Here is a 21,766-nt window from a genome sequence, read left to right as displayed (position 1 = left end):
ATCCGCAAGGAGCGTACGCCTGCTTCTCGCGAATCACCATGGGATTTCCGCGCGCGCTGATCAGGCGTACCATCACGCGGGAGAGCATGCACCAGACACGTCCTGGGGGACTGTGTCCAAGCCGCTCCGGTGTCGAGGGGCTCTTCCTCGCCAGGATCTCTCGGGAGATCCGGAGTGAGAGTCCCTCCGCTGTCGTGTCGACGCTGGCTCAGCGGTCTCGGTCGACCGCGAGGCCGAACGGCAGCCACTTGCCCTCGGAGACGATTCGCACATCGCCGTCGACCACCGCGATTGCCGTCTGATCGTCGATCGCATAGGCGGGGCCACCGATTTCCTCGGCCCACTCCCGAGCGCTCTCGGAGGTGTTCTCCGACCAGCCGGGGTAGTCCAGGTGCGGGAAGAGCGAGAAGTCGACCAGCCCCAGTCCCTCGTCGCCGCCCGCGGGGTTCCACTCCACGAAGAGATCGCCGACCCGCGGTGTCATGACCATGCTCCCCGCGCTGATGCCGACCCACACGGTCTCGGTCAACTCCGGCAGCAGCTCCACGAGGCCTGACTCCCGCATCCAGAAAGCGAGGTACATCGCATCCCCGCCCTCCACGAGGAGCACGTCCGCCTCGCGCACCCACGGCTTCCACCGATCCGGGTCGATGCTCGGCAGCGCCGTGAGCTCGAGGAGGCCGACCGACTTCCACCCGAGCTCGACGAGATCCTGTCGTTCGGGCCAGCGGCCGGCCGTGGACATCCACGCCGACTGTGGGGAGCACATCGGATGCCCCCACTGCGCGGTCGGGATGATGAGCGCGGTGGCTTCCTCGATCGGCTTGCCCAGCGTCTCCCGCAAGGCACGATGGATGGACGGGTTGGTGACGCCACCGGAGGTCAACAGTAGTTTCATGTGCGGCTCCTTCGCCCTGCCAGTGTGCACCGACCAGTGGCCCGCTGCACAGGGCGAAACCCGGCAACGGGCCACTGCCCCTCAGAACGTCGCCGCGCGCGCACCCTCCAGCGGCGCGGGCCCGTCCTGCCCGCACCACGTTAGAGATCTGTGCGTCCTGCGCCGAGGGGGTTGCCAGAAAAGGGGATCGTGACCTAGCCGGGGCCTGTGGACGGCACGGCGCTCATTTCTTGCGCAGCGCCCGGATGCGACGCACGGCGCGGCCTACGAAGTCTTTCAGGGCGCCTCCCGGCCACTCGCGGACGAGGTCGACCGCGCCGCCGTCGGTCACGGCGAGAATGGTGGTGCGACCGGCCAGCAGCGGTGACGCCCCGGCACCCGCGAGCAGGGCGGGATCGGCCGTCAGCGGAACCTCGAAGGTCCATCCGCCCCGACGGATCTTCACGCTCAAGCGAGCATGACGCGAACTGTCCGTCGGTTCGAAGACCCGCAGCGGATCGACCGCCACGCGGACCGGACCGCTCTTCTTCGGCTTCCGGCTGAGCAGACGCCGCTGCGCGCCGCCGCTCTCCGATCCGGCGAAGAGGTCGATGTGGTCGCGGCGGACGTCGCGATTCTCTTCGAACAGCGTGCGCGGCAGGTCGCCGAGATCTACGGCCGGCACCCAGGCGACGCGCCCCGAGCCCGGAACGGACTCCTCGGCGACGAAGGCATCCGCACCACCCGAGGTGATCCGAACGTCGACCGCGAGTGCGAGACCGCCCCCGCGCGTCCAGCTCGCCGAAGTGACGACGGCCTCGCACTCGAGCCCGGCCTCGAACTCGGCGAGGCGGAGGAGCTCCGCACGTCGGTCGGCCCGCAGGAGGGCGACACGGATCCGATTCGGGAAGGTGAGTCCGTCGTCGACCCCGGATCCGAACCTCGCTGCGACGAGGGGTCTGACGACATCGAGCAGACGATCGCGATACGCCGCGGGGTATCGCGCCATCTGTCGCCCCGACAGCCGCTTGAGGATCTTTCCTCGCAGCCAGTGCCGCAGGAGCTTGTCGCGCAGCCGCCCGGGCTCGGTGTGCGCCTCCACCAGGTCGAGCACGGCCTCCAGGTGGGGGAAGTACGTCTCGGGTTCGATCCGCGCCGCGCTCGCACTGCCCGGATGCTTGACCCAGGCGTAACACGGTTCGCTGGCGAAGATCGAGATGGTCCGGGCCAGGAAGTAGGCCCGCATCACGAAGAGGTGGTCCTCCAGCCGCACACGGCCATCCGGGAAGCGGATCTCATGCTCCCGCAGGAAAGCGGTGCGGAACATCTTGTGAGGAGTGAGCAGTTCGAGGAGCGGATCCTTGCCGAGCACCGCGTGCGGCACGTCGCGCCGGAAGATCTGACGCGGAAGAGTGCGACCGATGCCGACCTCCTTGCCGACGATGACGTCGGACGAGTGCAGGTCGGCGTAGTCGCAGATCTTCTCCAGCACGGCATCGAACAGATAGTCGTCCTGATCGACGAAGAAGATGTACTCCCCCGCCGCCGCCGCGATCCCCTCGTTGCGTGGCGTGCCCGGCCAGCCGCTGTGCGGGAGGTTCAGCACCCGCACGTTCGGACGGTCCTGCGCCACCGCCGCGAGACGCTCCTGCGTCGACTCGTCGGACCCGTCGTCGCAGAGCAGCACCTCGAATTCGGCGGCCGACAGGGTCTGCCGGTCGAAGGACCCCACCAGGTCGTCGAAGGTCGGTCCGGGGTTGAACACCGGCACGATCACGCTGACGCGAACTCTTCTCTCAATCGTCACTCTGGCGAGCGTAGGTCATGGGCCGTGGCCGATCCTGAAGGTTCACCGGCGTGCTCCGGTCTCGGCGTAGAAGTCACCCCGGTCGGCGGTTCCGTGTCAACCCGGCGTGGCCGCCTTGACCAGGCGAGGGCCGGATGGTCAACTGAGGGGTCTCAAAGAACAGAGTGAGGGAATCATGCGCCGCAAGACCGTGCACACGAAGGCTGCGCAGCAGGGTTCGACGACCACTCTCACCGAAGCGCAGCCGTCGAACGCGGTCGCCGCCTACGCCAGGACGAACCCGTTCACCTTCGGCCTCCTCGGCGCACTCGGCGTCCTGGTCGCCTTGATGATCGGCGGCATCGTCGATCAGCTCGCCACGGTGCTGGTGTACATCGGCGTGGCTGTCTTCCTCGCGCTCGGACTGGATCCGATCGTCACCTTCATCGAGCGCAAGCTCCCCCGCGCAGCTGCCGTCGCGATCGTCGTGGCGGGCGTGGTTCTCGCGTTCGCCGGCATCATCCTGGCCATCGTCCCCCTCCTCGTCGAACAGATCAGCAACCTGATCAAGGACGGGCCGGGGATGGTCGAGGACTTCATGAACAGCGCGTGGTTCAAGGACGTCAGCGGTCAGTTCGGCTCCACCATCGAGGATGCCGTCCAGGGCGTGCTGGACTTCTTCAAGGACCCGGACAACTACGCCGACATCGGCGGCGGGGTCTTCGCCGTCGGCGCGGGCATCGCGGGCGGGTTCACAGGGATCACCATCGTCCTGATCCTCACCCTCTACTTCATGGGTTCGCTGCGCAGCATGAAGCGCACCGCCGCACGGTTCGTTCCCGCCTACCAGCGCGCGACCTTCACCGACCTCCTCGAGGACGTCTCCGGAGCCGTCGGCCGCTACGTGATCGGACAGGCGAGCCTGGCGCTGATCAACGGCATCCTGAGTCTCATCTTCCTGAGCATCATCGGAGCCCCGGTGCCCGCTCTCCTCGCCCTGATCGCGTTCATCGGATCGATGATCCCCCTGGTCGGAACACTCACCGCCTCGATCATCAACTCCCTGATCTGCCTGTTCGTGTCCCCCGTGACTGCGCTCATCGCGATCGGCTACTACCTCGTCTACATGCAGATCGAGGCGTACGTGCTCTCGCCGCGCATCATGAGCAGGGCCGTGGCGGTGCCCGGCGCCCTCGTCGTGATCGCGGCGGTCGCCGGAGGCGCGCTGGGCGGCATCCTGGGCGCGCTCGTTGCCATCCCCGTGGCGGCGAGCATCATCATCATCGTGCAGAAGGTGCTCTTCCCCGCGCAGGACCGTAAGACGGTCCCTCCGGTCGTCACGACTCGCTGATCGAAGCCTGCACGCGCTGGCGCAGCGCGAGTTCAGCGGACGAGCAGAGCGCCCGGCTGCACGCGGACATCGAACGAGGTGACCTCGCCGAGCTCCTCGCCGTCGATCTCGAAGATGAGCGGGGTGGCGAGCTCGACCGAGATCGTCTCGACCGGCAGGTGACGCGCCGAATCCGTGCTGACCGCCTCGTCGACCGCACCGAAGAGACGGCGAATGCCGTTGTCCCACACGAACGAGCGGAGCGTGTCGAGCCACTGCAGCGCCCCGTCGGCGCTGATCATCAACACATCGAGCTTCCCGTCGTCGAGCACGGCGTCGGGCAGCAGGCGGATGCCACCCTGCACCATCCCGCAGTTGCCGATCAGCATCGTGTGGCCGCGCACGGCGACCGCCTTGTCGCCATCGATCGCGAGAGTGATGTCGGTCATCTCGGTGCCGGCCAGTGCCCGCCCCATCGCCTCGACGTAGGCGAGCCATCCCGCCTTCGACTTGAGATCGTCATCGGTCTCGACCAGCATCTGCGCGTCGACGCCGAAGCCGACCATCACCGCGAAGGCGTGCTCGGTGCCGTCGTACGTCACCCAGCCGAGATCGATGCGGCGCTCCTCTCCGTCACGGACGCGCTCGAGCGCGGCCTTCACGTTGTTCAACGGAACCTCGAGGTTCCGCGCGAGGAGGTTGCCTGTCCCCTGAGGCACGATGCCGAGGGCTGTCTCCGAGCTGGCGAGCGACTCCGCGACCGCACGCACCGTTCCGTCGCCGCCGACCGCGATGACGACCTCCCGGCCGTCCTCGACGGCCTCCCGTGCCATGCCCCGACCCGGGTCCTCGGGCGTCGTCTCCCACCAGCGGATGTCGGCACCGGCGTCGAAGACCGCACTCACGGCATCCTGGAGAACCTCCTGCTCGACCTTGGAGGGGTTCCAGATGATTCCGATTCGTGCGTCGCTCATAGCGCCAGCTTGGGTCACGGCGCCGGATACTGCAAACTCGCCGCGCGTACTACCCGTAGAACAGGTGCTCGAACGTCTTCCTGGCCCTGCGCGTGACGCCCAGGAAGTCCTCTTCGAGCTCTGTGGCCGAGCGATCCGGGTACCCCAGAAGCCGGCCGATCGCATCGAGCTGCCGGCGGTCGGCCGGGAGCACATCGCTGGTCTGACCCGTGAGCAGTGTGATCGCCGAACGCAGCCTGCTGGCCAGCCGCCAGGCCTCTCGCAGGCGCTCTGCATCGGGCTCGGGCACCAGGTCGGCGGCGACCGCGGCGTCGAGGGCCGAGAGCGTGGAGGTCGTCTGCAGCCCCGGCACGTCGTGCGCGTGCTGCAGCTGGAGAAGCTGCACGAGCCATTCCACGTCACTGAGCGTGCCGGGTCCGAGCTTCAGGTGACGACGCGGGTCGGCCCCCTGCGGCAGTCTCTCCCCTTCGACGCGCGCCTTGATGCGCTTGATCTCCCTGGTGCCCTGCAGGTCGACGTCCTCGGGATAGCGGATGGTGTCCGCCAGAGCGGTGAAGCGCTCCACCAGCTTCGCGCTGCCCGCCACGCCGCGCGCTCGCAGGAGCGCCTGCGCCTCCCAGGAGAGCGACCACCGACGGTAGTACTCGGTGTACGCCGCGATGGATCGGACCACCGGCCCCTGACGCCCCTCGGGACGCAGGTCCGCGTCGAGATCCAGCGGAACCCGATGGTCGGTGAGGTGCTCCCGGAGGCCCGCGACGATCTGGGTCGCGAGCGTCTGCGCCCGCTGCGCCTCGACCCCGTTGGCCTCGTACACGTAGAGGATGTCGGCGTCGGAGCCGAACCCGAGCTCTGCGCCGCCGAAACGGCCCATCGCGATCACGGCGAAATCGAGGGCACCGTCCTCGGGCGGCACCACCTCGCGGATCACGGCTCGCAGCGCGGCCTGGATCGTCGCCTCGGTGATCTCGGTCAGCGCCGTCGCGACCTCTTCGATCGTGAGCACGTCGAGCACCCCGCCCATCGCGGTGCGCAGCAGCTCCCGTCGCCGCAGCGCCCGGATGGCGCGCGAGGCGTCGGCGACCGTCTCGTGGCGGGTCTGGATTGCCCTCGCCTCCTCGTCCAGGGCCGCCGCACCACGCGGACGCAGCCGACCGCTGCTGTCGAGCCAGGCGACCGACTCGGGGATCCACTCCATGAGCTCCCCGACGTAGCGGGACGAGGAGAGGAGTCGCGTGAGGCTCTCGGCGGCACCGGACGAGTCGCGCAGCATCCGCAGGAACCAGGGCGTGTCGCCGAGGCGCTCACTGATCCGGCGGAAGGCGATGAGGCCGTAGTCGGGGTCGCTGCCGTCGGCGAACCAGCGCACCATGATCGGCATCAGGTGCCGCTGGATCGTGGTCTTGCGGCTGAGCCCCGTCGTGAGGGCTCCGATGTGACGCAGCGCCCCCGCGGGGTCGCGGAAACCGATCGCCGCGAGACGGTCGTGCGCCTGCGCCGCAGAGAGCGTGCGCTCCTCTTCGGGCAGTCCGGCGACGGCGCTCAGCAGAGGCCGGTAGAAGAGCCGCGTATGGATCTCCCGCACCTCCCGGCGCACGCTCTCCCACCGCGCCCAGACGCCCTCCCCGGTCTCGGCAAGCCCCGTGCTGCGGGCGAGGACCCGCTGGCCGGCGGGAGTCCGGGGCATCAGGTGCGTGCGACTCAGCTCCCTCAGCTGCAGACGGTGCTCCATCAGTCGCAGGACTCGGTAGTCGTCCGCGAAGGTGGCCGCATCCGCCCGCCCGATGTAGCCACCGGCGACGAGCGCGTCGAGGCTCTCCAGAGTTCCGCGCGTGCGCAGCGTCTCATCCGTCAGGCCGTGCACGAGCTGCAGAAGCTGCACCGTGAACTCGATGTCACGCAGACCGCCCGAGCCGAGCTTCAGCTGGTACGGCGCGTCCTCGGCATCGATGTGCTCCATCACCCGCTCGCGCATGCGCTGCACGCTCTCGACGAAGTCCTCCCGGGCCGCGCTGGACCAGATCTTCGGCTGCACGGCGGCGATGTACTCGGCGCCGAGGAGCTCGTCGCCGGCCAGCGGCCGCGCCTTGAGAAGCGCCTGGAACTCCCAGCTCTTCGCCCATCGGTCGTAGTACGCGAGGTGCGAGGACAGCGAGCGCACGAGGGCTCCCTGCTTGCCCTCCGGACGCAGGTTCGCATCGACCTCCCACAGCGGAGGCTCGATCTCGATCCCGTCGAGTCCGCGCATCGTCTCCCGCGCGAGGCGGGTGGCGATGTCGATCGCGCGAGCTTCGCCGACGACCTCCTCATCGCCGGTGCCTCCGACGAAGATCACGTCCACGTCGCTGACGTAGTTCAGCTCCCGGGCACCGGACTTCCCCATCCCGATGATGGAGAGGCGGGTCGCCGCGATCTCGGCCTGCGGCGTCGTCTCACGCAGTCGGGCCCTGGCCACGGCGAGGGATGCTTCGAGGGCGGCGCCTGCCGCATCCGCCAGTGCCGCGGACACCTCGGCGACAACGGTCTCCGGCGAGGCATGTGTCAGGTCGAACGCGGCGATCGCAGCGAGATTTCGGCGATACGCGACGCGGATGGCGACGACCGCGGCGTCGTCGCCGGTCTCCGCGAACCCGTCGCGTGCACCGACCGATGCCAAGAGCCGCTCCCGCAGCACCTCGCCGGAAGGGAGCACGTCGTTCGGCTCGCCGAGGACGGGCAGCTGGTCCGGATGCCGGAGGAAGAAGTCCGCCAGCCCCTCCGAGGCTCCGAACACCCGCCAGACTCGGCGGCGCGACTCCTCGTTCGCGAGAAGCGCGCGCAGCTGCGTCGCATCCCGTCTCGCCACGCGGACCATTCCCCGCACCGCGGCGTCGGGGTCGGCGGCATCCCCCGCTTCGAGCAGCAGGGAACGCGACAGGTCGAGGATCTCCGCGAGTTCCGACAGCGATGCCGCAGCCTCGCTCAACTCCGAGAAGCCGAGCCGCGCCAGTGCGGAGAGCGAGACGGAGTCGTCCGGACGGGCCATGCGCGTCCCTCAGAGCAGTTCGAGGTTGTTCTTCAGCTCCAGCGGAGTGACCTGGCCGCGGTAGGCCTCCCACTCCTTGCGCTTGTTGAGGAGCACGTAGTTGAAGACCTGCTCCCCCAGCGTCTCGGCGACGAGCTCAGAGGCCTCCATGTACTCGAGCGCGTGGTCGAGACTCGCGGGCAGTGCCGAGTAGCCCAGCGCACGCCGCTCGGCGTCGCTCAGCGCCCAGACGTTGTCCTCCGCCTCGGGCGGGAGCTCGTAGCCCTCTTCGATGCCTTTGAGGCCGGCGGCGAGCAGGAGCGCGTACGCCAGGTAGGGGTTCGCCGCCGAGTCCAGCGCACGGTACTCGACGCGTGACGACTGTCCCTTGTTGGGCTTGTACATCGGCACGCGCACCAGCGCGGAACGGTTGTTGTGGCCCCAGGTGATGAAGCTCGGAGCCTCGTCGCCGCCCCAGAGCCGCTTGTACGAGTTGACGAACTGGTTGGTGACCGCGGCGATCTCGTTCGCGTGCCGGAGAAGACCCGCGATGAAGTGCCGGCCGGTCTTGGAGAGCTGATACTTCGCGCCCTCCTCGTAGAAGGCGTTCTGGTCGCCCTCGAACAGGGACATGTGCGTATGCATGCCGCTGCCGGGCTGACCGCTGAGCGGCTTCGGCATGAACGTCGCGTAGACGCCCTGCTCGATCGCCACCTCCTTGATCACCGTGCGGAAGGTCATGATGTTGTCGGCGGTCGTCAGCGCGTCGGCGTAGCGCAGGTCGATCTCGTTCTGCCCCGGGCCGCCCTCGTGATGGCTGAACTCGACCGAGATGCCCAGATCTTCCAGCATCCGCACCGAACGCCGGCGGAAATCGTGCGCGGTGCCACCGGGAACGTTGTCGAAATACCCGGCGGAGTCCACGGGGACGGGGCCCTCGGGCCCGAACGACGACGACTTCAGCAGGTAGAACTCGATCTCGGGGTGCGTGTAGAACGTGAACCCGGCGTCGGCGGCCTTCGCGAGCGTGCGCTTGAGCACGTGGCGGGGGTCGGCGACCGCCGGCTGCCCGTCGGGCGTCGTGATGTCGCAGAACATCCGTCCCGTCGGGTCGATCTCTCCGCGCCATGGCAGCGTCTGGAAGGTCGTCGGGTCGGGCTGTGCGAGCAGGTCCGACTCGTAGGTGCGGGTCAGTCCCTCGATCGCCGAGCCGTCGAAGCCGATGCCCTCAGCGAAGGCTCCCTCGACCTCGGCCGGCGCGATCGCGACGGACTTCAACGTGCCGATGACGTCGGTGAACCACAGCCGCACGAACTTGACGCCGCGCTCCTCGATCGTCCGGAGGACGAAGTCCCTCTGCTTGTCCATGACTACTCTGCGCCCTGGCCCTTTGCGTCGCCGCTCTTCGCATCCCAGCCCTGCTCCGCGGCCTCCTCCTCGGCCCAGGCGCGCGAACGCTCCTTGACGACCTCGGGGGCACGAGCGGCCTCCGCCTCGGTGTCGAAGGGACCGACACGGTCCACCGACGGCGAGATCATGCCGAACTCGACCTGACCGGTCTCTGAGTTGTACCAGTACTTTGCGTCGCCGTCAGACATGGCTGTCCCTTCCTCGCGTGATGTCATCGATCCTACTGGCGTGTGCGGCGGTCGCTAAGCTAATGCTCATGGCAAAAGCGATCGGCGTCGACATCGGCGGCACGGGAATCAAAGCAGGACTCGTCGACCTGGCGCACGGCACGATGGCCTCCGACAGGGTGCGCGTCCCCACTCCCGAGGGCGCATCCCCGCAGGATGTGCTCGTGGCCGTGCAGTCCGTCCTGAAGACGCTCGACGTGCACGACTCGACCCTCCCGCTCGGTGTCGCCTTCCCCGCGATCGTCAAGCGCGGGAAGACGCTGTCTGCGGCAAACGTCTCGAAGGAATGGGTCGACTTCGACGCGGAGCGGTTCTTCCGCGACGGCCTCGGACGCAACATCGTCTTCGTGAACGATGCGGATGCCGCCGGCGTCGCCGAAGCACGCCACGGCGCGGCGCGGGATGTGCGCGGCCTGACCCTCCTGACCACGCTCGGCACCGGTATCGGCTCGGCCTTCATCTACGACGGCGTGCTGCTCCCGAACACCGAGCTCGGCCACCTCAACTTCGGCGAGTTCGAGTCCGTCGAGCAGTGGGCGGCGACCTCGGCGCGCGAGCGCGAGAACCTCAGCTGGGAAGCCTGGGCCGAGCGCCTGCAGGCCTTCTACTCGCACATCGAGTTCCTCTTCAGCCCCGACCTGTTCGTGGTCGGCGGCGGCGTGTCCAAGAACGCCGGGGACTTCCTTCCCCTGCTGGACCTCAAGACCCCGATCGTCCCGGCGATCCACCGCAACAACTCGGGCATCATCGGCGCGGCCTCCCTCGCCGGCGACTGATCCTTCGACAGGCTCAGGAACCCATTTCACGAGGAAGGCCCCGCTGATGCAGCGGGGCCTTCGTTCGTGCGAGGGCGAATGGGCCGACCTGTACGCCGGGTACGGAGCCTAGATGGTTGACGACCGTTGGCGCTGGTGGATTCTTCGGTCTGATCGGGAATTAACCCGTTGACCGTTGCGAACGGTGGTCGCAGCCAGGCCTTCTCTCACCAGGTGCTGCATGCGACGAATGTCTGTCGCGCGAACCGAGGACAACGACGTCCCGGCCCCGAGCGCGGGCACGATGTGGGTGATAACGGCGCTTCTGTATCCGTCGGCCGTCCGCGGTCTCAGTTGCGGGTACACGCACTCGGCGAGCCAGTATTCGAACCACTCTCCGACAGTGGTGACACCAGCTCCAGATGGGTATTCAGCGCTACGCGGCAAGTCCGTTCCCTGGATTGACCGTTCAAAATCACGAAGGTGCTCCAGAGCCGCACCTCGGCTCTTGAACCGCTTGACGCTCCGCTTTCGCGTGCCGTCCTGCGATGGGAGCGGCAACGCCACCGTCCAATATCCGCGTTGATCCTGAAAGACGGTGCCGGTCCCCCTGACGCGACGTGTAGCCATGTCGAGACCATAGTTCTCGGGTATGCGCGTATTACGCCAGCCGCCGCCTCGTACGTCGAATATGACGTGTGAGGCGGCAGAGGTGACGTGCTGCCACCGCTCGCGCCTCGAAATTCTTACGAGTGCAGGACCGAACGAGTTGCGCGACGGCCGCCAGATAGGCTTCCCGTCATGCACAGCAAGATCGGGGCCCTCGTCGGCCTGGCAGTAGTCGGCCTTCTAGTGGCGGGATGTTCAACTCCTGCCGAGACACCTGGTGCGCCGTCGCCGGCCCCGAGCGTCAGCGAGTCTGAAAATCCCACCGAAGTTGAGAGCGCATCTCACGCCTTCGGGGAGACTGTGACACTCGAGTTCGATGGGTCCGTGTGGGAAGTTACCGTTCAGGCGCCTCAAGAGGCTCCAACGCGCCTTTCGGACCTCTTCCCGTTGGAACAGTCCGGCACGCGCTACGTGACCGTAGCGGGGTCGATCACTCGCGTCGGCGGTGACCCGGTCGAACCCGCGTCCGAGCTCAACGTCCAAGCCATCGTGAACGGTGTCTTCCTTGATGATGAATACCTGCTCGACGACGAGTTCCGCTCGCTCAACGCCGCTCCGAAGATGCTCGCCGGAGGTGAAGCGGCATTCGCCCAGACCTTCGTCGTCTCCGAGGGCGATGAGGTAGAGACTGTCCTCGTGTCGCTCGGCATGGGAGAAGCCGCAGCGATCGAAACATTCGGCGAAGCTGTGGATCTCGGAGGCTCCGATTCGGCTGAGGGTGCCGACGCACTTACGCCCGACGTCGAATCGATGATCTATCTGTGGGATCAGGCGAGCCCGGAGCAGCAAGAGAAGTCGCGCTCGAACTGGGGACTGGACGGCGGAACGGTTACAGATGCGGGAATCGCGCAACTGATCCGTGAAAGCAGCGAGGCTGGCGTCATCCTGGACGAGGCTGAAGCTCGGTCGTTCCTCGAATGGCTGATCACGCCGTAGCCAGCGTTCCGGCGCGGGGGTACGGGTACCGGCTTGACCGCCGACACCTTCCGGCACGCTGCGTCCCCCCGCAGGCTCGGCGGAGGCTCAGAACGCGGAGCGCGACGACCCCAGTCTCAGTCATCCCTTGGTGTGCTCTGGGCCCGCAAGTCGATCAGCTCTACCCATTCACGTTGACGCCCCGTGCGGAAGATTGACCGAACCATAACCAAAGGGTGCGTGCCGTGACGAAGGTGAGCACTGCGAACAGGCTTTGACTCATGATCCCAAACCACGAGAGTCCGCCGACCAGAATGAAGACGGTCCAGTTCACTGCGATGTCGACGACCATCACGGTGACGCCGAGCACGATGCCGGAGCGCCGTCGAAGGTAGATCAACACAGCGGTGACGGGATCCAGAATCGTGAGTGTCACCCAGAACAGCCGGAGTCCAGGCGGGAAGCCGGTGTAGACGTCCAATCCGCCGACGATCAGATCTGCCGTGTGCGTGGTCGTTCCGATCAGGAAGCCGATCACCCACATCATCTGGAACGCTCTGGGCGCTCGTACTGGGGCGGCGGGAACGACCATCCGCTCATGATATCGAGCGGGTTCGGGCCCTCGACCACCACAAGCCCGCTCCGTGAGATCGAAACGCTCGGCTACGTCGATCCGATTTCAACGAGGTGCCGGATCGATCCGCTGCGGCGAGCGCGAGCGTTAGGCACTGGTGTCGGTGGTGGGGTCGGCCCCTGAGTCTGGTTCTGCTGCTGGGGGCGATGTGAGTATGTGGTTCTGCGCGCTCTCGAGTGTGGATCGGAGATTGTCGGCGGTCTTGATGAAGTCGTCGGCGGTGTCTCTGGATAGGGGCGCGGGGTCTTCCTTGATGGCTTCGTAGAGACGAGTGAGTCTTCCTGCGATCCGCCATGGGCCGACCCTTCCGTCAGACCTAAGGTCCGCACGGAACCCATCGAGCTCGTCGTCAAGGCGACAGCCGAGCCACCACCGTCCGTGAAGGGCTCCGCAAAGCGAGTCCGCCCCACGCCGTCGAAGCACTGCCCGTCGTCGAGGACCTCCGCGGCGCATGTGGGCTTCGGACGCTACCCTTTCATCCATGATCGATGCTCCCGCGTGCGCAGTGCTGCGGAGCGCTGCCTGAACGTAGCCGAGACGGCCTTCGCCACCGGAGATGGGTCAGACATTCGAGAGCGGGGCGTCTGCCACGAGCACGCGGCCCGACTGAACGGCGGTGACAGGTACGCATCCGAGGGACGAGCGCTCCTACTCGAGGGCGACATCCCGACGAGCATCCAGCGGATGACGATCCACGTGGACGCCAAACCCGAGTTCACCGTCACCCTGGAGCACGGGCTTTCGTCGGAGGACACCCAGGCCCTCACGCTCCGAATGCCGCCTTGGGCACGCCGTCTATTGCACTCGGCCCTCTCGAGCCGTCTTGAGGACGAGCCCGGTGATCCCTGACTGATGCGGACTCTCTGCGGACTATGTGCGGACTATGTGCCATCTTAATCAGGTAAGTCCCTGATCAAGTGGGTTAATGCGAATGGGCCGACCTGTACGCCGGGTTCTGTTCCGGGGTTCTTCGCCCCTTCGACGGCCATCTGTCTCGGCGACACGTTGCCGTGCCGCTCCAGCGGTCTACCCGAGGACTCGGCGGGCCGCGTCAACATCCTCTGTCTGACCTTGCTCCGGGCGAGGTTTACCTGGCGGGCCATGTCACCATGGCCCCCGGTGGTCTCTTACACCACCCTTTCACCCTTACCCCTTGCGGGGCGGTCTGCTCTCTGTGGCACTTTCTCGCGGATCACTCCGGGTGGGTGTTACCCACCGCCCTGCCCTGTGGAGCCCGGACGTTCCTCGGTGCGGTTGCCCGCCACGCGACCGTCCAGTCGACCCATTCGCGTGCTCAGTCTACTTTCTCCCGGCGAGCGGCGACCGCGATCACTTTTCCGCCGACTCCGCGATCCGCAGATCGAGCGGCACATCGATGGGGAAGTCGCCGAACAGCCGGCGCGTGGCCACCGCCGCGGCCACGCGCACCGCGTCGGCCGCAGCCTCGGCCTGTTCCTCCGGCACATGCAGGATGACCTCGTCGTGCAGGAAGAACGCGAGGTGGGGCCGGCGGGCGAACGGTCCTGACGAGACGGCAGGGACCGCCGCCTCCGGCGCGCGCTGCAGCCGGTGCCGGATCTCGGCCAACCAGATCAGCGACCACTCGGCGGCCGTTCCCTGGACGATGAAGTTGCGGGTGAAGCGCCCCCAATCCCGCGCACGCCGCCGCGCGAGGGCGACCTCGGCGGGATCGGCGTCGGCGCTTGTCGCTCTCGACTGCAGGTCCGCCCACTGGATGGAGGGGCGAGGGGACGAACGGCCGAGCCAGGTGGAGACGACTCCCCCGTCCTCGCCGGTGCGTGCGGCCTTGTCGACGAGCGCCATCGCACGGGGATAGACCTTCCGGAGCCGCGGCACGAGGCGGCCGCTGTCCCCCGTGGTGGCGCCGTACATCGCACCCAGCACGGCGTACTTCGCCTCCTCGCGGGTGCCGACGGCGCCGGAGGCGACGACGCCCGCGTACAGGTCGCTCCCCCTGGCGGCCTCGGCCATCGCCGAATCCGACGCCATGGCGGCCAGCATCCGCGGTTCCAGCTGTGCCACGTCGGCGACGATCAACGTCCAGCCGGGGTCGGCGCGCACGGCAGGGCGCAGGCTCCGCGGCAGCTGCAGCGCCCCGCCACCCGCCGACGCCCACCGGCCGGTCACCACCCCGCCGGGGATGTACACCGGACGGAACCGCCGGTCGTGCACCCACTCGGCCAGCCACGCCCACCCGTTGGCGCTGAGGAGCCGCGAGAGCTTCTTGTAGGCGAGCAGCGGCTCCACGACCGCGTGCGACTGATTCGCGAGCTCCCACCGGCTGGTGGACTCCACCTGCACACCGACGCGGTGCAGGGCGCGGAGCAGCTTCGGCTGGCTGTCGAGGTGCAGGGTCGAGTCGCTGAGGATCGCCCGCACCCGGTCGCCGAGCTCCACCATCCTGCTGGGCAGACCTCCGGCTATCGGGCGCGTGCCGAGCGTCTCGGTCAGGATCGCGTCATGCACGCCCTCGTCCCACGGCAGCCCCGCCGCGCGCATCTCCTCCGCGATCAGCCCGCCGGCCGATTCGGCCGCGCACAGGAGGGTCAGCCGACCGCCCCGCTCCTGCGCGATGACCCGGCGCTGCGCACGGAACTGCTCGAGCACCTCGGTCACGGGGTCGTCCCCGGCGTCGTGCTCGATGACGTCGAACAGCGCGGGGGCCGCATCGTCGGGCTCGCGACGAACCCAGGCCGGTGAGGGCGGGAGAGGCCGGGCCACCGCATCGGTGTCGCGCAGGATCGCGTGGCAGAGCAGCAGGTCGTGCGTCCGTCCCAGGCGGACTTCGCCGCCGAGGAGACGCGGATAGATGTCCCGCGCACTGCGAATGATCCAGCGCGGCGCGGCAGATCGTTCGGTCTCGGCCACCCAGGCGAGGAGCTGCTCACCGGACAGGAGGACGCGACTGCGCTCAGCGTCGCCCTCATCGAGCTCGACGGCCGCGAACTCATCGCTCCCGACGGCCACCAACGCGATGCGCCGCTCGTGCGACGTCGACGAACTCATCGACGGCGCGTGCGGGCCCCGCTCAAGCGAGCCCGGATTCTTCGGTGCGCACGAGGATGCAGCCGCACTCCGGGCACGTGACGACGAGGTCGGCCGGCGCGCGGCGCACGTCGTTCAGGTCGGTGCTGGGCAGCTGCATGCGGCAGCCGTTGCATGTGCCGCGGGTCAGCAGAGCCGCGCCGGCGCTGTTCGCGGCGCGGCGGGTGTACTCGGCCAGCAGGTCTGCCGACACGGTCGCCGCGACGGCGGCCCGGTCGCGCGCGAGCTGCGTGCCCTGATCCGTGGCGGCCGCGACATCGGCCTTCGCCTGCGAGGTGAGAGCTGTCCCCTCGGCGGTCGTGGTCTCGAGCAGGGCCTGCTGAGCGGCGACGGCGGCCTCGGCCTCTTCGAGACGCCCCATGACGTCGAGCTCGGCATCCTCCAGGTCGCTCTGGCGGCGGGCGAGGCTGGCGAGCTCGTGCTCGAGCGCCTGCGCGTCCTTCGCGCTCGTCGATGCGGCCAGCCGCTCGGCGTCGCGGTTGCGGCGCTGCTCGACGACGGCGACGTCGGACTCCAGCCGCTTCAGCTCGGTGCGCACGTCGTCGCGGGTGCCGGTCAGCGAGGTGAGCTCCCGGAGCTGATCCTGGCGGATGGCGACGAGCTCGCTGATCCGCGCCGCCTGGGCAGGCTTCGTGCGCGCACGCTCCGCCTGCGCGATGCGCCGGTCGAGGTCGGCGATGTCGAGCAGGGTGCGCTGGTCTTCGGGGGTGGCGTTCACGCTCTCAAATCTAGCCGCTGCCGCGACATCCCGCCGGTCATCGCACGTCGCCGTCGAGGTAGTACCACTGCCGTTCCTCACGCACGAAGCGACTGCGCTCGTGCAGCGCTCCGCGCTCGGCATCCTGCACCCAGTGCGCCTCGAACTCGACGACGCCCTCATCGTCGAACGGTCCGCCGGCCACGCGATCGAGGATCACCAGCCGCAGCCAGCGCAGCCCTGGGTCGAAATCGACGGCGAGGGGCCGTGTCGTCGGATGCCAGGTGCGCAGCAGGTACGCGGCATCCTCTCGGCTGAACGCGGTGAACCGGGACCGCATCAGCCGCTCCGCCGTGGGTGCGGCAGCCCCCTGCAAGAGCGGCCCACAGCAGGAATCGAACGTGTTCCCGGAGAGACACGGGCATCGTACGGAATCTGTCATGGGAGTCCGGCGCCGAGAGTCATGAGAGCCATGATCCCGCACGCCGGTGTCCTGACCCAACAGTCGAGCGCTGACGTGCCCGAACCGCAAGGCCTACGCTGGGGGAACACTTCCCGAAGGAGATCCGATGCCCGCTGTTCCCACCTTCACCGCCCACAACGGCTTCGCGCTGCCGGCCATCGGTCTCGGCACTTACGCACTGAACGGCGACGAGGGCGCTGCCGCCGTCGCCGGAGCCCTCGATGCCGGCTACCGGCTGGTCGACAGTGCTTTCAACTACGAGAACGAGGGGTCGGTGGGCCTCGGCGTCGCGGCATCCGACGCTCCTCGTGAAGAGATCATCGTCACCACGAAGCTGCCCGGCCGCCACCATCCGACCGAGAAGGCGCGGACGAGCATCGAGGAGAGCCGCTCGCGACTCGGCCTGGACATCACCGACCTCCACCTCATCCACTGGCCGAACCCGAGCCAGGACGAGTACGTGCAGGCCTGGGCCGCCCTCGTCGACGCGCAGGAGCGGGGCATCGTGCGGCAGATCGGCGTGTCGAACTTCCTCCCCGAGCACCTCGAGCGCATCGAACGCGAGACCGGCGTGCGACCGGTCGTGAACCAGATCGAGCTGCACCCCTATTTCCCTCAGGAGGAGCAGCTGGCCTACCACCGCGAGCACGGCATCCTGACCGAGGCGTGGAGCCCGCTCGGGCGGGCTCGCGAGCTGGTGGAGGAGGCTGTCGTGGCCGAGGTCGCGGCCGCGCACGGCATCACCCCGGTGCAGGCGGTGCTCGCCTGGCACGTCGCACGCGAGGTCGTGTCCATCCCGAAGGCATCGTCCCTCGAGCACCAGGTCTCGAACCTCGCCGCCGCCGAGATCGTCCTCGACGACGCGGAGGTCGCGGCGATCACGGCTCTCGGACGACCGGACGGACGGCTGTTCGACGCCGATCCGCGGACCCACGAAGAATCCTGACGGGAAGAAGACGATGACCGCGACACAGGCCGGCTGGTACGACGACGGCTCCGGAACGACCCGATGGTGGGACGGTCAGAACTGGACCGACACCGTGCAGCCCCCGCCTCCCGAGGAGCCGGGGCTGAACGGGGTCATCAACAGGATCCAGGCGGATGCCGTGTCGGGCGCCCAGCCCCGGCCCGCGGCGACCGGCATGAGCTATGTCGTGCTGCAGGTCGTGCTCAAGGAGAAGATGTGGGGCTCCGGGTCCGGCAACCTCACCGAGCTCGAACGCGCCATCAACGCCCAGGCCGCGCTCGGGTACCGCCTGCACACGATCACCACGGCGTCCTCCGGGAGCGCCGGCTTCGGCGGCGGCGATCGGATCCAGGCGACCCTGGTCTTCGAGCGCCTCACCTGATCCGCAGCCGCGCGTCGCGGCTCAGGACGAGTGCACGGTCTGAGTGCCGAGGACGCGGACCAGCTCGAGCTTGCCGGCGGCTTCACTCCCCGGCGCGGCGGTGAGCACGATCAGCGCCTGGGACTCGTCCTCGGTGAACAGGGCCTGGCAGTCGACCTCGATCTCGCCGAGTTCCGGATGGATGAGCACCTTGTGCTCCTCGAAGCGGCGGCGCACCTCGTGCGTCTCCCACAGCTCGACGAACTCCGGACTGCGCGGGGTGAGTTCGCGGACGATCTCGGCGGCGCGGGCACGTGTGCCCTCCGCGCCATGCGCTGCCCGCAGTGACGCGACCAGCGAGCGACTCTGCCGGGCGTGATCGGCCTCGGGATAGCGACCCCGTTCGGTGCCGGGGCGAGCGAACCAGCGGTAGATCCCACTGCGCTCGAGCCCCCGCAGGTGACTCGCGTCGCCGAGGAGCGCGCGGGCGGCGTCGTTCTGCACCAGCACCTCATCGAGCCCCGAGACGACGAACGCGGGTGAATCGTGCAAGCGGTCGAGGATGCGCTGCAGGCCGGGGCGCACGTAATCGGTGAAGACCGAGCGGTCCGGCGCGCTGTACCCCGCGATCCGGTGCAGGTAGTCGCGCTCGTCGGAAGTGAGCCGCAGCGCCCGCGCCAGCGCTGCGACGATCTGGATGCTCGGCTGCGGCCCCCGACGCTGCTCGAGGCGGGTGTAGTAGTCGGTCGACATCGCCGCGAGCTGGGCGACCTCCTCCCGGCGCAGTCCCGGCGTCCGTCGCCGCGCCCCTTCGCTCAGACCCACGTCGGACGGCCTCAGGCTCTCCCGTCGCCGCAGGAGGAATTCAGCGAGCGCGTCTCGATCCATCCGTTCAGTATCCCTCCCGGCAGCGGGTCCATCCAGGGACCGCCGATCCCTGGATGACCCGTCCCTGGTGCGCCCTCGGATGGGAGCCGAGGGTGGAGACATGAACATCAGCGGAAACACCATCTTCATCCCCGGCGCCACCAGCGGCATCGGCCTCGCCCTCGCTCGTGCACTGCGCGCGAAGGGGAACACCGTGATCGTCGGCGGACGACGCGCCGAGCTGCTCCGCACGATCGCTGCGGAGGACCCGGGAATCCACACCGTGCAGATCGACACGACGGATGCCGACAGCATCCGCTCCGCCGCATCCGAGGTGATCACCGCCCACCCGAGCCTGAACGTCGTCATCACGATGGCCGGCGTGATGCGTGTCGAGGACTGGTCGGCGCCCTCCGGGTTCCTCGCGACCGCCGAGGAGACGATCACCACGAACGTCCTGGGTCCGATCCGCCTCATCGGTGCTTTCATCGAGCATCTGCGCAGCGTGCCGGATGCCACGATCATGACCGTGTCCTCCGGCCTGGCGTTCGCTCCCTTGAAGGCGACGCCCAGCTACAACGCGAGCAAGGCGGCCATCCACATGCTCAGCGAGTCGCTCCGCCTGCAACTCGCGGGATCGACGGTGAAGGTCGTCGAGCTCGAGCCGCCGTCCGTGCAGACCGATCTGCTGCCCGGGCAGAAGGAGAGCGATTTCGCCATGCCGCTCGATGACTTCGTCTCCGAGGTGATGGAGCTGCTCGAGGCACAGCCCGACGCGACCGAGATCCAGGTCGAGAACGTGAAGTTCCTGAGGTACGGCGAGGCTCGCGGCGACTACGACCAGGTGGTGTCGACGATCAATCGCCTCGACCCCCACGGGCACTGAGCGCGGATCGACCCTGCGCGGAGGCGGATCACACGGCGGAGTGAACCGCCTCCGCCGCGGTGGGGTGCGTGAAGTGGAACCCGGTCTTCTCCAGCACCGTCGGGCGCACATCGGCGTCCGACACCAGGAGCGAGTCGGCCGCCGCGGCGCTCAGCGCCAGACGCAGGGCCCAGGTGGGAGCAGGGAGCCAGAACGGGCGGTGCATCTCGCGGGCGAGCGCTCGGCCGATGTCATTGGCGGATGCCGGCGTCGGACCGGTGAGATTCACGGGGCCGCCGATCTTCGCATCGATGACGTGGCGGATCGCGCGCACCTCGTCCTCCAGCGACATCCACGGCCAGATCTGCGTTCCGGGCCCGATCGGCCCGGCGACTCCGAAGCGCGTGAGCTGGATGAGCGGCTTGAGCACGCCCTGGCGATGGATGACCGGGGCGGTGCGCAGCAGAGCGACGCGGGTGTGATCAGCGGCCCGGAGCGCTTCCCCCTCCCACTGGACGCACAGCTGCGCGAGGAAGGTCCCTCCGGCCGGAGAGTCCTCAGTCAGCGTCTCGCCCGGGGCCGATCCGTAGTAGCCGACGGCGGATGCCGAGACGAGGGCGGGCGCGTCATCGCGCAGGGCGCGAAGGGCGGTCGTGATCGTGCGGGTGCTCTTCAATCGAGAGTCGACGAGTTCGTCGCGGTAGCGGGGTGTCCACGGCAGGCGTCCGACGCTCGCGCCTCCCAGCGCGACGACCGCTTCCGCACCGGCGAACACATCGGGATCGAGGTCGCGCTCCCCCGGCGCCCACTGCCGCTCCGTGTCGCTCCTCGGCGGGCGGCGGACGAGCGTGATGACCTCGGCGCCGTCCGAGCGGAGCGAAGAGGTCAGCGCACTTCCGATCAGACCGGATGCCCCACTGATGACGATGCGTCGCGCCATGATCGCTCCCGGTGTCCGTTCCCCTGCACTGATCGTTCGCTCACGGTGTGAGTGGTGTCCACACTATGCCCGTGGGTGACTGCGCCCGCGGATGATCCGAGGTCATCTCGCTGCAGCGGGACGACGGGCCACCGCGTAGCGGAAGGCGTTGACCAGGCGGTATGCGCCGGTCTCCGTCCGGAACGACTCAGCCGCTGCGAGCACGACAGGTGCGATCTCGGAGACGATGTCGGCATCCTCGCCCATCAGCACACCCCGCAGCAGCGTCTTCGCATCCGGCGCCTCCCAGGGCATCTCGACGAGCCCGGCGGACACCACCTCGAACCCGCCGTCCGCGAGGAGCTGCGCCACGCCGCCCTCCCGACGGAGCTCCCCGTCCGGCGTCGGCTCATCGCCCTCGGCGGCCGCGACGGCGGTATCGATCGCGTCGAGGTCGTTCCGGTCGCGCTCGGCCCAGTTCACGATCGCGACGAGGCCTCCGGGTGCGGTCACCCGGTGCATCTCCGCGAGCGCATCGAGGGTGTCCTCGGCGAACTGCAGCGCGTTGAAGGCGGTCACGACATCGAACGAGGCATCGGGCCAGGGCAGCTCCTCTGCCGCGCCCACACGTACATCCGCCGCGGGGGCAGCCGCTCGGGCGATCTCGACCATGCGCCGGGCGGGATCGATGCCCGCCGCCTCTGCTCCGAGTGTGCCCAGCATCGCCAGGAACTCCCCGCTCCCGCATCCCACGTCGAGCACGCGCGAACCGGGTCCGATCCCGGTGGCATCGATGACGACGCCACGCGACGGATCGGCGAAGCTTCCCCACAGCTCCGCCCACACGTCGGCGATGGCCGACCACTCGGAGTCTTCCGCGTCGATCATCGGTTCTCGGGAATCCGGTCAAGCACGCACGAAGACATGTGTCCCGTGTCGACCCGGGCGCGGGGCTGGTCGGTGATCACCAGAGAGAAGAA

Annotated in this window: 21 protein-coding genes and 1 other RNA gene; 7 read left to right on the top strand and 15 right to left on the bottom strand. The window is 68.4% G+C overall.

Annotation, left to right across the window (positions count from 1 at the left end; all coding sequences use genetic code 11):
* Window positions 1-208: 208 nt before the first annotated feature.
* A complete protein-coding gene (locus QFZ21_RS01690) occupies window positions 209-898 on the bottom strand; it encodes a Type 1 glutamine amidotransferase-like domain-containing protein (protein ID WP_307373791.1) in 690 nt (229 codons plus the stop codon).
* A 223-nt stretch (window positions 899-1,121) separates the two neighbouring features.
* Window positions 1,122-2,684, bottom strand: a complete 1,563-nt coding sequence (locus tag QFZ21_RS01685) for a glycosyltransferase family A protein (protein ID WP_307373788.1) — start codon at window positions 2,682-2,684, stop codon at window positions 1,122-1,124.
* 175 nt (window positions 2,685-2,859) lie between these two features.
* Here QFZ21_RS01685 and QFZ21_RS01680 point away from each other — a divergent pair, with 175 nt between their 5' ends.
* Window positions 2,860-4,014 (top strand): AI-2E family transporter, encoded by a 1,155-nt coding sequence (locus tag QFZ21_RS01680; protein ID WP_307373786.1) that lies wholly within the window; start codon window positions 2,860-2,862, stop codon window positions 4,012-4,014.
* Window positions 4,015-4,046: 32 nt separating this feature from the next.
* Here the strand turns inward: QFZ21_RS01680 and QFZ21_RS01675 are convergent, their stop codons facing one another.
* Genes QFZ21_RS01675 through QFZ21_RS01660 form a run of 4 tightly spaced genes read right to left on the bottom strand, consistent with a single transcriptional unit; the run spans window position 4,047 to window position 9,569 of the window.
* The gene (locus QFZ21_RS01675; protein ID WP_307373784.1) at window positions 4,047-4,967 is read right to left on the bottom strand and encodes a diacylglycerol kinase family protein; all 921 of its coding nucleotides are present in this window, start codon (window positions 4,965-4,967) and stop codon (window positions 4,047-4,049) included.
* A gap of 49 nt (window positions 4,968-5,016) precedes the next feature.
* The gene (locus QFZ21_RS01670; protein ID WP_307373781.1) at window positions 5,017-7,992 is read right to left on the bottom strand and encodes a bifunctional [glutamine synthetase] adenylyltransferase/[glutamine synthetase]-adenylyl-L-tyrosine phosphorylase; all 2,976 of its coding nucleotides are present in this window, start codon (window positions 7,990-7,992) and stop codon (window positions 5,017-5,019) included.
* 9 nt (window positions 7,993-8,001) lie between these two features.
* Entirely contained in the window at window positions 8,002-9,339 is a 1,338-nt protein-coding gene (gene glnA, locus QFZ21_RS01665) for a type I glutamate--ammonia ligase (RefSeq protein ID WP_307373778.1), read from the bottom strand.
* Between the two features lie 2 nt (window positions 9,340-9,341).
* Window positions 9,342-9,569, bottom strand: coding sequence for an SPOR domain-containing protein (locus QFZ21_RS01660; RefSeq protein WP_307373775.1), 228 nt, complete (start codon window positions 9,567-9,569; stop codon window positions 9,342-9,344).
* Window positions 9,570-9,637: 68 nt separating this feature from the next.
* Here QFZ21_RS01660 and ppgK point away from each other — a divergent pair, with 68 nt between their 5' ends.
* Window positions 9,638-10,384: a polyphosphate--glucose phosphotransferase gene (gene ppgK, locus QFZ21_RS01655; RefSeq protein ID WP_307373772.1), complete on the top strand. Its 747-nt coding sequence runs from the start codon at window positions 9,638-9,640 to the stop codon at window positions 10,382-10,384.
* A 108-nt stretch (window positions 10,385-10,492) separates the two neighbouring features.
* Here ppgK and QFZ21_RS21025 read toward each other — a convergent pair whose 3' ends face one another.
* Window positions 10,493-10,993 carry a hypothetical protein gene (locus QFZ21_RS21025; RefSeq protein WP_373425988.1) on the bottom strand — a complete coding sequence of 167 codons (501 nt, stop codon included), beginning with the start codon at window positions 10,991-10,993 and terminating at the stop codon, window positions 10,493-10,495.
* A gap of 171 nt (window positions 10,994-11,164) precedes the next feature.
* Between QFZ21_RS21025 and QFZ21_RS01650 the strand changes: the two genes are divergently transcribed.
* Window positions 11,165-11,968 carry a hypothetical protein gene (locus QFZ21_RS01650; RefSeq protein WP_307373770.1) on the top strand — a complete coding sequence of 268 codons (804 nt, stop codon included), beginning with the start codon at window positions 11,165-11,167 and terminating at the stop codon, window positions 11,966-11,968.
* A gap of 160 nt (window positions 11,969-12,128) precedes the next feature.
* Here the strand turns inward: QFZ21_RS01650 and QFZ21_RS01645 are convergent, their stop codons facing one another.
* Window positions 12,129-12,494, bottom strand: coding sequence for a hypothetical protein (locus QFZ21_RS01645; protein ID WP_307373768.1), 366 nt, complete (start codon window positions 12,492-12,494; stop codon window positions 12,129-12,131).
* 771 nt (window positions 12,495-13,265) lie between these two features.
* Between QFZ21_RS01645 and QFZ21_RS01640 the strand changes: the two genes are divergently transcribed.
* The gene (locus QFZ21_RS01640; protein WP_307373765.1) at window positions 13,266-13,430 is read left to right on the top strand and encodes a hypothetical protein; all 165 of its coding nucleotides are present in this window, start codon (window positions 13,266-13,268) and stop codon (window positions 13,428-13,430) included.
* A 79-nt stretch (window positions 13,431-13,509) separates the two neighbouring features.
* Here QFZ21_RS01640 and rnpB read toward each other — a convergent pair.
* The 4 genes from rnpB to QFZ21_RS01620 form a co-directional block, all read right to left on the bottom strand.
* An RNA gene (rnpB, locus tag QFZ21_RS01635) (RNase P RNA component class A) lies at window positions 13,510-13,866 on the bottom strand.
* 44 nt (window positions 13,867-13,910) lie between these two features.
* Window positions 13,911-15,608 (bottom strand): bifunctional 3'-5' exonuclease/DNA polymerase, encoded by a 1,698-nt coding sequence (locus QFZ21_RS01630; protein ID WP_307373764.1) that lies wholly within the window; start codon window positions 15,606-15,608, stop codon window positions 13,911-13,913.
* A 22-nt stretch (window positions 15,609-15,630) separates the two neighbouring features.
* Complete coding sequence (locus QFZ21_RS01625; RefSeq protein ID WP_307373761.1) at window positions 15,631-16,365, bottom strand: zinc ribbon domain-containing protein; 735 nt, start codon at window positions 16,363-16,365, stop codon at window positions 15,631-15,633.
* A 37-nt stretch (window positions 16,366-16,402) separates the two neighbouring features.
* Window positions 16,403-16,786, bottom strand: a complete 384-nt coding sequence (locus QFZ21_RS01620) for a YchJ family protein (protein ID WP_307373759.1) — start codon at window positions 16,784-16,786, stop codon at window positions 16,403-16,405.
* Window positions 16,787-16,913: 127 nt separating this feature from the next.
* On the opposite strand from QFZ21_RS01620, the gene QFZ21_RS01615 reads away from it, so the two are divergent.
* Together QFZ21_RS01615 and QFZ21_RS01610 are read left to right on the top strand one after the other, a co-directional pair.
* Window positions 16,914-17,753: an aldo/keto reductase gene (locus QFZ21_RS01615; protein ID WP_307373757.1), complete on the top strand. Its 840-nt coding sequence runs from the start codon at window positions 16,914-16,916 to the stop codon at window positions 17,751-17,753.
* Window positions 17,754-17,766: 13 nt separating this feature from the next.
* The gene (locus tag QFZ21_RS01610) at window positions 17,767-18,156 is read left to right on the top strand and encodes a DUF2510 domain-containing protein (protein ID WP_307373756.1); all 390 of its coding nucleotides are present in this window, start codon (window positions 17,767-17,769) and stop codon (window positions 18,154-18,156) included.
* 21 nt (window positions 18,157-18,177) lie between these two features.
* On the opposite strand, the gene QFZ21_RS01605 is transcribed toward QFZ21_RS01610, so the two are convergent.
* A complete protein-coding gene (locus QFZ21_RS01605; protein ID WP_307373754.1) occupies window positions 18,178-19,023 on the bottom strand; it encodes a helix-turn-helix transcriptional regulator in 846 nt (281 codons plus the stop codon).
* Window positions 19,024-19,123: 100 nt separating this feature from the next.
* Between QFZ21_RS01605 and QFZ21_RS01600 the strand changes: the two genes are divergently transcribed.
* Window positions 19,124-19,888 carry an SDR family oxidoreductase gene (locus QFZ21_RS01600; protein ID WP_307373752.1) on the top strand — a complete coding sequence of 255 codons (765 nt, stop codon included), beginning with the start codon at window positions 19,124-19,126 and terminating at the stop codon, window positions 19,886-19,888.
* Window positions 19,889-19,916: 28 nt separating this feature from the next.
* Here QFZ21_RS01600 and QFZ21_RS01595 read toward each other — a convergent pair whose 3' ends face one another.
* Window positions 19,917-20,807, bottom strand: a complete 891-nt coding sequence (locus tag QFZ21_RS01595; protein WP_307373750.1) for a TIGR01777 family oxidoreductase — start codon at window positions 20,805-20,807, stop codon at window positions 19,917-19,919.
* A 102-nt stretch (window positions 20,808-20,909) separates the two neighbouring features.
* Window positions 20,910-21,674 carry a class I SAM-dependent methyltransferase gene (locus tag QFZ21_RS01590; protein WP_307373748.1) on the bottom strand — a complete coding sequence of 255 codons (765 nt, stop codon included), beginning with the start codon at window positions 21,672-21,674 and terminating at the stop codon, window positions 20,910-20,912.
* Between the last annotated feature and the right edge of the window lie 92 nt (window positions 21,675-21,766).

Origin of the sequence: Microbacterium sp. W4I20 (assembly GCF_030816505.1) — a bacterium.
Taxonomy (GTDB): Bacteria; Actinomycetota; Actinomycetes; order Actinomycetales; family Microbacteriaceae; genus Microbacterium.
The sequence above is the reverse complement of the archived record's forward strand: the minus strand, read 5'-3'. Positions and strand labels throughout refer to the sequence as shown.